This is a genomic window from Mycobacterium sp. 23, assembly GCF_048287075.1.
GTDB classification, from domain to species: Bacteria; Actinomycetota; Actinomycetes; order Mycobacteriales; family Mycobacteriaceae; genus Mycobacterium; species Mycobacterium gordonae_B.
Genome location: NZ_JBLVUX010000005.1, coordinates 2,187,051 through 2,200,399 on the forward strand (window position 1 = coordinate 2,187,051; position 13,349 = coordinate 2,200,399).

The 13,349-nt window shown below is 65.1% G+C and carries 12 protein-coding genes; 5 read left to right on the forward strand and 7 right to left on the reverse strand.

The genetic code is table 11. The features are described 5' to 3' along the window. Nucleotides 1-25: 25 nt before the first annotated feature. On the reverse strand, nucleotides 26-1,255 hold the full coding sequence (locus tag ACNQS7_RS11115; RefSeq protein WP_418012548.1) for a CynX/NimT family MFS transporter: 1,230 nt from the start codon (nucleotides 1,253-1,255) through the stop codon (nucleotides 26-28). A 47-nt stretch (nucleotides 1,256-1,302) separates the two neighbouring features. Here ACNQS7_RS11115 and ACNQS7_RS11120 point away from each other — a divergent pair, with 47 nt between their 5' ends. Beyond that, complete coding sequence (locus ACNQS7_RS11120) at nucleotides 1,303-1,971, forward strand: FadR/GntR family transcriptional regulator (RefSeq protein WP_418012549.1); 669 nt, start codon at nucleotides 1,303-1,305, stop codon at nucleotides 1,969-1,971. Nucleotides 1,972-1,980: 9 nt separating this feature from the next. Here ACNQS7_RS11120 and ACNQS7_RS11125 read toward each other — a convergent pair whose 3' ends face one another. The 3 genes from ACNQS7_RS11125 to ACNQS7_RS11135 form a co-directional block, all read right to left on the reverse strand. After that, nucleotides 1,981-5,133, reverse strand: a complete 3,153-nt coding sequence (locus ACNQS7_RS11125) for a cytochrome P450 (RefSeq protein ID WP_418012550.1) — start codon at nucleotides 5,131-5,133, stop codon at nucleotides 1,981-1,983. Between the two features lie 45 nt (nucleotides 5,134-5,178). After that, a complete protein-coding gene (locus tag ACNQS7_RS11130; protein WP_418012551.1) occupies nucleotides 5,179-6,018 on the reverse strand; it encodes a DUF1206 domain-containing protein in 840 nt (279 codons plus the stop codon). Between the two features lie 94 nt (nucleotides 6,019-6,112). Beyond that, nucleotides 6,113-6,271 (reverse strand): hypothetical protein, encoded by a 159-nt coding sequence (locus tag ACNQS7_RS11135; protein ID WP_418012552.1) that lies wholly within the window; start codon nucleotides 6,269-6,271, stop codon nucleotides 6,113-6,115. Between the two features lie 306 nt (nucleotides 6,272-6,577). On the opposite strand from ACNQS7_RS11135, the gene ACNQS7_RS11140 reads away from it, so the two are divergent. Further along, complete coding sequence (locus ACNQS7_RS11140; RefSeq protein ID WP_310784757.1) at nucleotides 6,578-6,772, forward strand: hypothetical protein; 195 nt, start codon at nucleotides 6,578-6,580, stop codon at nucleotides 6,770-6,772. Between the two features lie 118 nt (nucleotides 6,773-6,890). After that, nucleotides 6,891-7,682 carry a 3-oxo-5-alpha-steroid 4-dehydrogenase gene (locus tag ACNQS7_RS11145; RefSeq protein WP_418012553.1) on the forward strand — a complete coding sequence of 264 codons (792 nt, stop codon included), beginning with the start codon at nucleotides 6,891-6,893 and terminating at the stop codon, nucleotides 7,680-7,682. Between the two features lie 28 nt (nucleotides 7,683-7,710). Here ACNQS7_RS11145 and ACNQS7_RS11150 read toward each other — a convergent pair whose 3' ends face one another. After that, nucleotides 7,711-8,085 carry an FKBP-type peptidyl-prolyl cis-trans isomerase gene (locus ACNQS7_RS11150; protein ID WP_418012554.1) on the reverse strand — a complete coding sequence of 125 codons (375 nt, stop codon included), beginning with the start codon at nucleotides 8,083-8,085 and terminating at the stop codon, nucleotides 7,711-7,713. Between the two features lie 306 nt (nucleotides 8,086-8,391). On the opposite strand from ACNQS7_RS11150, the gene ACNQS7_RS11155 reads away from it, so the two are divergent. Further along, nucleotides 8,392-9,954 (forward strand): MFS transporter, encoded by a 1,563-nt coding sequence (locus ACNQS7_RS11155; protein ID WP_418012555.1) that lies wholly within the window; start codon nucleotides 8,392-8,394, stop codon nucleotides 9,952-9,954. Nucleotides 9,955-9,996: 42 nt separating this feature from the next. On the opposite strand, the gene ACNQS7_RS11160 is transcribed toward ACNQS7_RS11155, so the two are convergent. Both ACNQS7_RS11160 and ACNQS7_RS11165 read right to left on the reverse strand, forming a co-directional pair. Continuing rightward, on the reverse strand, nucleotides 9,997-11,160 hold the full coding sequence (locus tag ACNQS7_RS11160; protein WP_418012556.1) for a PE domain-containing protein: 1,164 nt from the start codon (nucleotides 11,158-11,160) through the stop codon (nucleotides 9,997-9,999). A 229-nt stretch (nucleotides 11,161-11,389) separates the two neighbouring features. Continuing rightward, complete coding sequence (locus tag ACNQS7_RS11165; RefSeq protein WP_418012557.1) at nucleotides 11,390-11,632, reverse strand: hypothetical protein; 243 nt, start codon at nucleotides 11,630-11,632, stop codon at nucleotides 11,390-11,392. A gap of 832 nt (nucleotides 11,633-12,464) precedes the next feature. On the opposite strand from ACNQS7_RS11165, the gene ACNQS7_RS11170 reads away from it, so the two are divergent. Beyond that, a complete protein-coding gene (locus ACNQS7_RS11170; protein ID WP_418012558.1) occupies nucleotides 12,465-13,349 on the forward strand; it encodes a PE family protein in 885 nt (294 codons plus the stop codon).

Below are 13,349 nucleotides of genomic sequence, written 5' to 3' on the forward strand. Positions count from 1 at the left end.
TCTATCGCGGCGCCTGCCGTCGGTATCAGACGTAGCGGTTGCGGCCCGCCAGGGCGCCCATCGTCATCTGCAGCACATAGATCACGAGGACGAAGATCCACGGCACGGTCCACCCACTGGTGACATCATGGAGCACCCCGAACAGGAAGGGCCCGATGCCGGCAAGCAGGTACCCGAAGCCCTGCGCCATCCCTGACAACTGAGCGGTATCCTCGGTGGTGCGCGCGCGTAGCGCAATCACGGTGAGCGCCAACGAAAATACGCTCAGGCCCAGGCCGACGAGCACACTCCACAACAGCGGCGCCGCTGCCGGATCAACCAGCAGGCCGATGACGCCGACGAGTCCGATGACGCCCAGCGCCACGATCCAGCCGCTCTGGCTGCCGGATCGGGCGGCCATCGGCGCGAGGAAAATGCTGATCGGCACGGCGATCAGCGACACGAGGCCGGCAAGCATCCCGGCGGTCGCCTTCGGCACACCGCTGTCGATGAACACTTCGGGCAGCCAGCCCAATATGATGTACGCGAGTGTGGACTGGAAGCCGAAGAACAGGGTTACCGTCCATGCCAAGCGATTTCGTAGCAGCGATCCGCCGGTGGGGCGGGCCGGCAGCTCGACGGTACTCACTCTGCGGGCGCCGAAAAGCCAGGCGATGAGCGCCAGCAGCGCAAGGACGGCCCAGCCGCCGAGCGCACCACGCCAACTTCCGAACGCGGACTCCATCAGCGGTGTCAGCGCTGATCCCATCGCGCCGCCACCCTGCAGGGCAGCGGTGTAGATACCCGTCATCACCCCGATCTGAGCCGGGAACGACCCCTTGATCACCACCGGAATCAACACATTGACCAACGCGATGCCGGCGGTGGCCACCACCGTCCCCCCGACGACGACGAAGGGACCGCCGAGTACGCGCAGCAACAGGCCGACGGTCAATATCGCCAACGCGGCGCTGATCGCATGCTGCAAGCCGACTCGGCGGGCCAGCCAGGGCGCAGCGAGTCCCGCTGCGGCAAAACACAATCCGGGCAACGTGGTGAGCACGCCCGCCCAGGTGGCCGAGGCGCCGAGCGATTCGCGCATCGCGCCCAGGAGCGGCCCCACACTGGTGAGCGCGGGGCGCAGGTTCAGCGCCGTCAGGACCACCGCGGCGATCAGTAGCCCACCGCCCGCCAACCGGACGGCTGGATGGATCTCTTCGGCAGTGGCTGCGCGGCCGTCCGCTTCGGCGCATATTCCTGCCACTTCCGCACTCACTCAGCTAGTGTGTCATACATCCCATGATTGGATGAATTGAGGATACTGTGCCATTGGCAACAACGCGCCGGACAGGGCTGGTCGAGCAGATCATCGATCAGCTGCGGCAGTCCGTAGCTTCCGGAGAATGGCCCGTCGGAACGCGTATACCCAATGAACCGAGCCTCACCCAGGCGCTGGGTGTGGGGCGCAACACCGTGCGGGAGGCGGTGCGCGCCCTGGCGCACGCCGGGATCCTCGAAGTGCGCCAGGGGGACGGCACCTACGTGCGCGCCACCAGCGAAGTCTCCGGGGCGCTGCGCCGCTTGTGCGGGTCCGAGCTACGCGAGGTACTGCAGGTGCGCCGCTGCCTGGAGGTCGAGGCAGCGAGACTGGCTGCCGCTGCGCGCACCGACGAAGACGTCGCCGCGCTCAGGCAATTGCTCCGGCGCCGCGATGAATTGGAATGCGGAGAAGATCGCGCCGCCTTCGTTGCAGCCGATGCAGCCCTGCACTTCGCCGTGGTGCAGGCATCCGGGAACTCCGTCCTGACGGAGCTTTACCGCGGGCTCACCGAAGTCGTCGCAGCCAGCGTCGCAGCCACCAGCGTGACGCACGAACCCCGCGAGATCCGACACGGCGGCTTGATCGATGCGATCGCCGCGCGGGACGTCGAAGAAGCCGGACGGGAGGCCGGCAAATTCCTCGAGGAACTCATCGAGGAACTGCCGTCCTGACGATTCCAGTCACCCGGCCCAGACGTCCTCGACGTAGTGGTCGGTTTCGATGAGACCGTTCAGCCAGTCGCGGGCCTGACCATCATCAGCACCCGTCCGCGCCCGATAGATGTCGAGGAAGGACCCGCGCACCGCCGGCGCCATCCGCGCGCCGTCGCCGCACACGTAGACGTGGGCGTCCTTTCCCGGGTCACCCAAGAGGTTCCAGACGTCGTCGGCGTCCGCGGCGATGCGGTCCTGTACGTAGCGAACCCCGTCCTGCGGTGCCCGGGAAAACGCCGGTCGCATCTGGACGATGCCGAGTCCCTCGGCCTGCTCGAACTGGTCTCGGAAGATGTAATCGACCTCCGGGTCACGTACGCCGAAGAAGCACAACGCGGGCTCCACCGGCGTTCCGGCGTTCTTTGCGGCCAGCCGATCACCGAGGAAACCGCAGAAAGGCGCGACGCCGGTACCGGCGCTGACCAGAATCACGTTCCTGGCCGGATCGGCACCGGCGCGGAACGCCTGCCGGGCCGGGTCCACGCGCGCCCGGATCAGCTGTCCGGGCCGAACGGTCGCGAGGTAGTTGGACGCGACACCTTTGAACAGGCCGTGCCCGGAGCGGGCCGGTGCGTCCAGGACGCTGACGATCAGCCCCACTGTGCGTGGTGACAACAGTGACGACGACGCGATCGAATAATGCCTGGGAACCATGGGGTCGAGCAGTTCGAGGAGTTCGGCACCGGTGAGAGCGCAGGCGGGGAATTCGTCGAGACATTCCATCACGCTGAGCGGGCAGCCGTCTGGATCATCGGCAAGTTCGGTGAGCCGCTGACTTTCGGCAGGACTGGTGTTGGCTGCCGCAAGCTTGCGCAATTGACTGCTGGTCACCGGTTTCTGCAATTCGACGAAGTGCGTGAGCAGTTCCCGGACGCTGACCTCTCGGTCCAGCGCGATGAGCCGTCTGGAGCTGCGCCGGGGGTTGATCGCCAGCCGCAGTCCGGGATCGAGGTCGAGTTGGGTCAGCACCCTGTCGACAACCTCGGGCGGGTTGTCGGCCATCACCGTGAGATGGTCGCCCGTTTGATAATCGACGCCGTCCGGAAGTTCAACGCGGATATTGGTTTTGGCTTGTCCCAGCCCCGGGCTGACCAGTTCGGTTCTTTCGACGACGGTCATCGGGATCACCGACGACCGTGCGTCCATCGCCGCCGTCACGGGGCCGACGATCCGGCGCAACTCGTAGAGCGGTTCGGCCGCGTCCGTCAGCGGTGCGGCGTCGGGGTCACCGAAGCGTTCGGTCAGGGACGACCACAGCGCGGCGGCGAACTCCTCGATCGTGCCGACGATGTCCCCCGAGGTGTCGGCCGCCGCCCGCGGAACCAACCGATTGGCTTGCAGCTCGCCGAGGCGCTCGTCGATGCGTTGTGGAACCACCTGGTAGGTGTCGGCCCAGTTGTGGTCACCCACACCGAGAACCGCGACGTTGGGTGCCGGATCCAAGGTGGTGTCGGCGTCGAGCAGCCAGGTAAGGAAGGCGCGCGCATCGTCGGTTGGTTGTCCGTTGTACGAGGAGGCGATGATCAGGATGGCCTCGGCTTCGGGGAACCCGCCGACGGCGTCGTCGAGCGGCGCCACCGTCGCTACACAGCCCAATGCCGTTGCATCGTCCGCGAATTGGCGGGCCAGGGCACGGCACGTGCCGAGGTTGGAGCCGTGCAGGACGGCCAGCCTGGTGCCGGCTGTGATCGCCGTTGGCTGCTGCGCTGTGCTCTGCACGGCCGCGGCTTCGCGGCCCGGTACATCGGCCTGGCGGTCCTGCGGGGTGCGTCGCAGGACATCGAGCCGGAACCCGACGGGTCGGCGGCTGTTCGGCGATTCCCACTGCGGCACATAGTGATAGGCGTCGATGAGGCGGTAGCGATGGATGACCCGGGCCAGCGCCATGGCCGCCTCGTGCAGGGCGAACTGGCGGCCGATGCAGGATCGTGCCCCTGTTCCGAACGGTTTGAACAACGCGGTCGGCCTGGATGCCGAGCGTTCGGGCGCGAAGCGGTCGGGATCGAACAGTTCGACGTTGTCACCCCACCCCGGCTGACGGTGCAAAGCGCCGGTGAGAACCGTGACCGCCTCACCGCGCTTGATCGGGTACTTACCGCCGATCACGGTGTCTTCCAAAGCCATTCGGTCGAATTGCAGCACCGGCGGGGACAGCCGCAAGGTTTCCTCGATGGCCTGGCGCAGATACGTCAGCTTGCCGATGTCGTCGTAACGCGGCAGGTAGTCGTCGTCGGTTCCGAATACGGTGTCCACTTCGGCCTGGACGCGATGCAGCACCGCCGGATCGTTGATGATGTTGTACAGCGTGTTGGGCATCAACTCCGACGTGGTGAGCTGTCCGGCGATCAGGAAGGTCATGATCTGGTTGCGGATGTTGTCGGTGTCCAGCACCGGTTGGCCGCTCGAATCCTGTTGCAGCATCAGCGCCAACAGGTCCTCAGACTCACTGTCGCCGGATTGGTGCTCCGCTATGAGTCCGTCCATGAACGCGTGCAAGGTGGCCAGTTCTTCGTTGAAGACAGGCGTGGTCGCGCCAGATCCCAACTCCCCCATGGCCGTCGTGAAGCTCTGCGGAATCGGAGCCAGCCCCGGACATTCGAAAGAGTCGAATCGCGAACCGAATCCGGCGAGCGCCACGGTGTCCATGGCCAGCTTCTGCAAGTCGTTCGACACATCCACCGGCCCAACCCCGACAGTGGCGTCCCACCGGTCGGTCAGTTTGCAGTTGATGTCGAGCATCGCGTCGTGATACCGCCGCAAGCCCGCGTAACTGAAACCCGGTAGCAGCACGTCGTGGGCCCGCTGCCAGTTCGGTTCGCCGTGGTAGGCCGTGAACAGGCCGTCGCCGGCCAACGGTCTGACTCGGGCGAGGGTTGCGGTGAGGTTCTTGGCGAAGCGACTCTCGTCGCAAAGCTCGGTGACCAGCTCCAGCGAACACGCGTAGAGCTTCCTGATGCCGCCGGCGAAGTCCGCGTAGAACAGCGGACCGTGCAATTCGCCGAGCAAGTCCACCGGCAACGCGCGGGGGCGGCCGAGCAGCTGATCGGGCCCGGGCAGCAAGCCTTCGACAGAGGGGACGCCCGGTAGGTCCGGTGCTGCCGATGCGCGAAACTCGTTCATCCGCGCAGCATAGGTTTCGGCGCAAAGGCTTGTCTGCAATCCGCGCTAAGTGGCGGGGCGGTAACGCGCCTCGGCGAACGAGAACAGACCGTAGGCAAACAGGCCGACGGCGATCAGCCAGAGGACCACCTGCCCCCAGCTCTGGCCGGCGAGTTCGGCCAATAGCCCGGACAATCCCTTGGCGTTCTCCGGGTCGAAGGTGAGGCCTGCGACGACGAAGAAGAAGCCGACACCGATGGCCACCAGGCCGCTACCCACGTAGCCCGCCCGGCCCAGCGCCTCGATGACCTTCCGCTTGTCGCGGCTCAGCGCTCCGGTGCGCTTCATGAAGCCGCAGTTGATGGTGTGCTTGTAGATTTCGTAGCCACCGAAGCCGATTGCGCCGAGACCGACGATCAGCACGATCCACCGGCCGCCGGGCAGACCCATGACCACCCCGGCGGCATGCTGCTGGCCGTCACCACCGCCTCCCCCGGCACCTGGCACCGCACCGGCATCGCCGCCCCAGTTCGCGATGAGAATAGACAGCGACGCGAGCGCCGCGCCACTGTAGAGAACGCCCTTGCCCGCGTACTTGGCCCGATCGCTGCCGTCCGACCCTTCGATCGGGTCACCCGAGACGGCCTGGCTGAATTTCCACACCACCAGTGCGATCAAAGCCACCGTCAAGGCGATCAGCAGGAACTTGCCGAACGGCGCTTGCGCGACGGTCTGGATCGCCCCGGTCTTACTGGCACCGGCCGCGGAGCTGTCACCCATCGCGACCTTGATCGCCAGGAAACCCAAGAGCACATACAGCGATCCCTTGCCGATCAGGCCTACCCGCGCAACTTTGGATCTGACGTCTCCCGCATGGCTTTGTGCACTGACAGTAGCTCTGCTCATCGTGTACCCGCCTCCGCCTAGTGGACCGCTGTGTAATAAGCAGTTACCCACCGCGGGCTCGGACGATACATGCAACGCGTCAATTCATGTTCGTTCAGCGGCGAAGTTCGGACGGTCCGCCTTCGCCTGGATCTCGCCCGGCAGCTCGCTCGCTCTGACGGTTCTCATTGAGTTGCGCAATGACGCTGTCCGTGTCGATGTCCTGCAGCCCGAAGTCCTTGCAGGCCGATCGGATCTCGGCCTCGGTGAACATGGGCACAGGCTCTTTGTCCCCCCAGCCCCAGTTGGGTCGGTCTCCGTTCAACGGAACTCCACAGCCACCGATGGCTCCTTCGGGTGTCGTGCGACGTTACGACCAACATAGCGCCGCCGCGCCCGCGCAAGAGTTCCGCAAGGCGTCAGGCGCACGCTGTGGTGACCAACCACGAGAGAGACCGGAACATGGCCCGACGAATCGCGGCACTCGCATCCGCTGTGTTGACCGGCTGTGGATTAGGGCTGGCAGCTCCGGCGCAGGCGGGACCCCTTACCGCCGCACACCTGGTGTCCAGGTGACTCGATGGTGTACTCCCGCTACGACATGTCGTCCGGCCCGGGAGTGGCCTACGGATGGGACATGAACGTCTGCCACACCTGGTACTGGGTCCGGAACTCGGCCGGCAACGTCCCTTACCGGGGGCAGCTGCCGAGCGATGTGTGGGACGGACCCAATCCGCCTCCCGTAAAGGAGGATTCGTGCGACTTCTGCTCGTAGGCAGCGGACACTGACAGTCCCTCGCACGCTCTGCCGATCGCGTGCTGATAGAAGTTGTTCTACTGCGGCAGGCGCTTGCTCGACATGCTCGACGATGTCGGCTCTCGAAGGGAGCTTGATGAACTGGTACACCGGCAACACCACTTACGACACCGTGGTGACGATAGGTCTGGTCATCGCGGCGTTGGTGATCATCGGCGGATTGTTCCAGCAGAGTCCTTACGGCCGATTCGGCGCAACGGGGCGCGGGGTGAATCTCAATCCGAAGCTCGGCTGGTGGCTGATGGAGATACCCGCCACCGTGGTGTTCGCGATCTTCTATCTCACCGGGCCACACCGATTCGACACGACGCCGCTCGTACTCGCGACCATCTGGCTCATGCACTACGGCAACCGCGGCTGGTTCTTCCCGTTGTCGATCAGACAGGTGCCGGGCAAACGCGGCAGCTTCAACATCGTCGTGCTCGCCTTCGGAATGGTGATCACCACGATGCACGGCTACCTCAACGGCGCGTTCTTCAGCCACGACTACAAGCACCAGTACGGCGTCGAATGGTTGACCGATCCGCGGTTTCTTATCGGGCTGATTGTCTACCTCGGCGGATTCGTCCTACTGGTCCGGTCGGAGTCGATCGTGCGCAACCTGCGCGACAAGGCGAACCCGGGCGCGACAGAGTACAAGATTCCCTACGGCGGGGGGTTTCGGTTCGTCACCAGCCCGGCATATCTGGGCGAGCTGATCGCATGGGCCGGATTCTCCCTGCTGACCTGGTCGCTCGCCGGGGTGATCATATTTCTGATCACGGCAGGCAATCTGATCCCGCGGGCGTTCGCCACTCACAAGTGGTACCAGGAGAAGTTTCCCGACTACCCGCCCGAGCGAAAAGCGTTGATACCCGGGCTGATCTGATCGGGTCGAGGCAGGGACCGGCGCGTCGCTACCTGACCTCGAGCAGGTCCACCACGAAGATCAGCGACTCACCGGGCTTGATGACGCCACCGGCGCCACGGTCGCCGTACGCGAGGTGGGCGGGGATCAGCAGCTGCCGGCGACCGCCGACCTTCATGCCCTGCACGCCCTGGTCCCAGCCCTGGATGACCTGGCCGACGCCGAGTCGGAACGTCAGCGGCTCACCGCGGTTATAGGAAGCGTCGAACTCCTCACCGGTGGAGTGGGCCACGCCGACGTAGTGCACCACCACGGTATTACCGGAGGCGGCCTCCGCTCCGTCGCCCTCGACGACATCGGTGATAACCAGGTCGGCGGGCGGTTCCCCGCCGGGGAAATCGATCTCGGGCTTCTGTGCAGTCATGCTCACCACCCTGACAGATGGTCGCCGGTGGTCTCGCCGGAGGGTCGTTTCAGGACAGGTGTAAAGCTCAGCAGGATCACCGGTCTCGCCGCGTTCGTCGAATGAGGCCTTGATTGTGATCCGCGATAGCTCGCGGTGGTCACCGCCGAACGAGACTGTTAGTCTCGTTCATAGACGGGGAGTCTCAAATTTCGATCGTATCCGCCGAGGGGGTGGGGCGTGGTCGATACGCAGGCGCGGCCAAGTCAAGTAGACGATTTTGCGCTCGCCGATTTGTCGGTGCGCGCACGGAGCTGGTTACTCACCGTGGCGTCCCTCGGTGTGTTGTTGGTGATGTCCTCGATGGTCGCGCTGAACACCGCCATTCCGGACATGGCGACCGCTCTGTCGGCTACCCAGACTCAGCTCACCTGGATCGTGGACAGCTACACCCTCGTCCTGGCCTGCCTGTTATTACCGGCGGGAGCACTCGGCGACCGTTACGGACGCCGCGGCGCCATGTTGGTGGGGCTCGCCGTGTTCGGCCTGGCATCGATAGTGCCGGCGGTCTGGTCTGACCCCACGATCGTCATCCTCGCCCGGGCGACTGCCGGAGTGGGCGCGGCGCTAATCATGCCCGCCACCCTGTCGTTGATCACGGCGGCTCATCCAAAGGATCAGCGCAACAAGGCAGTTGGCATCTGGGCCGGGGTTGCCGGGGCCGGCGCGGTCGTCGGGATGCTTGGGTCCGGGGCCCTGCTGCATTTCTGGTCGTGGCATTCCATTTTCTGGGCCTTCACGGGCGGCGGGTTGACCTTGTTCGTCCTCACTTTGACGATCGCGAGCTCGAAGCAATCCGAGGCGCGGCCCCTGGATTGGCGGGGTGCCTTCGTCATCGGCGGCGCGGTGGCGGCACTCGTCTTCGGCATCCTCGAGGCGCCGGCGCGCGGATGGACTCACCCGTTGGTCCTCGGCAGCATCGGCGCCGGTTTGGCCATGGGCGTCGCTTTCGGATTTGTCGAGGTGCGGCAGAGTTATCCGCTACTGGACGTGCGGTTGTTCGCGGTTCCAGCGTTCGCCACCGGCGCCGCCACCATCACGGTGTTCTTCATTTCGATGTTCGGCTACATGTTCCTGCTGATGCAGTACATGCAGCTGATCTTCGGTTACAGCCCTATCAAGACCGCGTTTGCGCTGACTCCCATCATGGGACCGCTGCTGGTGCTGTCACTGCTGTCCTTCTGGTACCTACCCCGGCTCGGGCTGCGCGCGGTGGTTTTCTCTGGACTGATGCTGATCGCGTTCGGGTTGGTCTGCCTGCTCGGAGTAGAGCTGGGCTCGACCTACTGGAGGGCCGCATGGCCCATGCTGGTGCTGAGCACCGGCATCGGCCTGTGCACCGCACCGACGACGTCGGTCATCATGACGACTGTTCCGGACGACAAGCAGGGGGTCGCGTCGGCGGTCAACGACGCCACGCGGGAAATCGGCGCCGCGCTCGGCATCGCGCTGGCCGGGTCGATGTTGGCCGCCAGCTATCCGAAGATGCTAGCTCCCAAGGTGATCGGGTTCCCCCAGCAGGTCAGCGACGCCGCCTCGACTTCGGTGGGGCAAGCCCTCGAAGTTGCCCGGCGGCTAGGGCCCGCGGGTGACCGCCTGGCCGAGTTCAGCAAGGTCGCCTTCATCGAAGCTATGAATACCTCGCTGTTGGTGCTCGCTGTGTTCGTGGCCGTCAGTGCTGTCCTGATCGGGCTTTGGGCGCCCGGGCGCGACAACCGACAATTGCGGTTCGTAAGCGCGCTCCGGGCCCGCTGGGCACAACGCCGGCAACGGTCGTGCGGAAACAGAGCACCGACGGGCGGAGCCTCGGTCGACCAGAAGACTTTGTAGGGCTGACGGTTTCGTCGGTAGTCCGCCTCGCCTGACCAGCGATCAGGCCGCGATACCGAGTTCACGGTTGATCTGCGGCCACCGCAGCCAATCCGCCAGAGCCCAGTCGTGATGTTCGAAAGGCGCAGTGAAGAAGCTGAACGGGGCACCCTGGCTAATGGCCGCCTGCTGGAGGGCATTAGCGGAGATTACGAGTACATCCAGCCCACCCGAATAGACATACGTTGGCGGTAGTCCGGCAAGTGATCCATAGAGCGGACTAACCATGGGGTTGGTAACGGAAAGGTTGTCGCCCCACCACATGCCGACCTCGCGTCCAAGCGTCAGGTCCAGCCACGGCGACAGTAGAACCATGGACGACGGCAGGGGGCCGAGCGGGTTCGTCTGCAGCATGTGTTGGACGGCCGCGAGTGCGAGGTTGCCGCCCGCGGAGTCGCCGAGAACGCTGACGTTCTGGTACCCGTGTTGAGCAATTTGCGAGGAGATGAAATTGGCCGTCGCTGGTACCACCGTGCCGGCGGTGCCGCCTTGCTGGATCAACGGGTAAATAGGCACTTGGAACGTCGCGCCGGTCAGGTAGGAATTCACCGAGTAATTCAGCCAGTGCAAGACTGTCGGCGGCATGATGTACCCGCCGCCGTGCAAGGCAACCACGTATTCGCCGGTCGGATGAGCCGGCGTGATCTGGACGACCTGCATCCCTTCGTACGTGGTACGCGAAACCGTCTGTCCCAGTAGCAAATTCAGTAGCGGTGGCGGCGAGTTGCTACCCACGATCCACGAGAACGGCGGAATGTCGCTCGCCAGCAGCTGCAAGATCGGCGAACTTCGCACTGAAAATAGGGATGCGAATCCGGTGGCCGCTTCGGCAGGAAGCCGCTGAATAGCGACCGCCGCCTGCTCGAAGGCCGCTAATGGCGCAGCACCGGCCGCCTCGGCGGCGGCATACGCTCCGGTTGCGCCGGACAATGTCTGGACGAACCGCTCATGAAACGCCGCCGCCTGCTCGCTGAGAGCTTGAAATCCCGCGCCGTGGGCGGAGAACACGGCCGCGATCGCCGCTGACACCTCATCCTCTGCAGCTGCGAGCAACCCCGTGGTGTCACCCGCCGCGGCCCGGCCGGCCGTCGCGACCACCTCGCCGATCGAGGCGAGGTCCGTGGCGGCGGCGGACATCGCCTCGGGCAACGCAACGACATACGACATCGAGCAGCTCCGCTCATTGAAGCAACTGGTCACGTGCCCAGCCGGCACCGTCCGCCTAGCCGGAGCTTATGTCGTTGCCACACAGCACGCGACGGTTTCGCGGGAACCGCTGCGCCTGCGGTCGTGGGAGTCAGCAACGACCGATAGCGTCGCCGCACCATCCCCACGTCCGCGATGCCGTCGCACAATATGGTGTTTTCCGGGTCTTGACGGCGTCGATGCTCACGATCTACCGCCCGGGCTCGCAGGACTCGCAGGACTGGTCGGACTCGTCGGACTGGTCGGACTGGTCGGACTTGACGGACTCGTCGTATTTGTTGGAGTCTTCGGGCTCGTAGGACTCGTCGTGCTCGCAGGACCGGTCGTGGTCGGTGGAGCCTTCGGACTGGTAGGGGTTGCCGGGCTTGTAGGACTCGTCGGACTCGTAGGACTGGTCAGCGTGGGACTCGCAAGGCCCGGGCCTTCGCCACACCAGTCCTGCACATCTTTCGGGTACTGCTCGAGCGGTAGAGGACAACGCTGCCCCGGCGGGAAATTCACGCCGGCGTTGAGTAAGTCGCAAGGCACGTAGACCTGCTTGCCTTTGGGGGTGTTGCTCAGACATTTCGTTGGCGGATCGGCATGGCCCTGGGTAGGGACAGCGAGCACCACCGCCACAGCGGCGAGCAACCCGATAGCAAGGCGACAATTCACGAGCACTACTTTATCCAGAGCCCCGATCACGATGGATTCTGCTGGGAGCTAGTCAGCCACAGGCGATGAGCAAGAAACTGGCCAGAGTCTCGGACTCTGACCAGCTATTTCTCGGTGGAGCTGCCGGGAATCGAACCCGCTGCAAATGCCCAGTACACCGCATCTGAGCTGCTGAAACACAACGCTGTCATTCGGATTCGCGACATGAAAAGGCAGAGCGCGACATGCGGAAACACGGAGCTGCTTTGACAATGTCAATGGGAAAGATGTCGGTGCACGAGTGCCCGCGGTGCGGGTTCCAGACCGCCGGGTCGTGGCCGGAGCGGCACCCGGCGGCGACCGTGGTGATCGCGGTGCCGTCGGTGTGGATGGTGGTCGCTGCGCTGGTCGCGCATCCGTGGGTTTTCGTTCCGCTGCTCATCGTTTCGTGTGCGGTGTGGGTGGACCGGCGGCAGCGGAGGCGTTCAGCGATTTTGGCCCGGGCGGATCATGATCACCGTAGCCTGATGGCGCGCGCTGTTTTCGGGGACCGGCCGCGGTTGCGGAGCCGACGTGGGGCTGATCATTGGTCGCCCACTCAACCAATCAAGCACTAACCGGGGGAAGAGACAATGTCGTTCGGGATTGTTCCGGAGTTCGTTTCGACGGCGGCGCGGGATGTGGCGCGGGTTGGGTCGGCGGTCAGTGAGGCGGCGGCGGCGGCGAGTTCGCCGACGACGGGGATCGTGGCGGCTGCGGCCGACGAAGTGTCGGGGGCCATCGCTACCATGTTCAGCTCGCATGGTCAGGCGTTCCAGGCTGCTTCGGCTCAGGTGGCGGCGTTCCATGATCAGTTCGTGGGGCTGCTGAATGCGAGTGTGGGCCGGTATGTGTCGGCTGAGGCCGCGGCGGCGAACCCTTTGCAGGCGCTGTTGGACATCGTCAACACTCCGACGATGACGCTGCTCGGGCGGCCGTTGATCGGTGACGGCGCGAACGGGTACACCGACAAGTTCGGGAATGGCACTGCGGGCGGGGCGGGTGGGCTGTTGTGGGGCAACGGTGGCCGGGGCGGCGACGCGACGAGGATCGGCGGCTCGGGCGGTTCGGGTGGTGCTGGCGGGACGTTCGGGAATGGCGGTATGGGCGGCACGGGCGGCCCGTCCGGTCAGGTGGTGATCGTGAAGAACGGTGTGCCGACGCCGGTGGAGTTCCGCGCCGGCGCGGGCGGCAGTGGCGGCCAGGGCGGCTGGCTGTTCGGGAACGGCGGGACCGGCGGCACCGGTGGGGTGGGTTTGAGTAATGGGATGGGCGGCTGGGGCGGTTTCGGCGGCTCGGCGGTGTTGTTGTTCGGGCAAGGTGGGGACGGCGGGACCGGTGGGGACGCGAAGGCGGGTTTCCCGGCCTCTATGCCGGGTATCGGCGGCCCGGGCGGTGTCGGTGGCGGGATCCCGAACTTGCTGCCCGGGATCTTCCCGAACGGGCGGATGGGGGCCAGCGGAGCCCTGTTGCCGTAG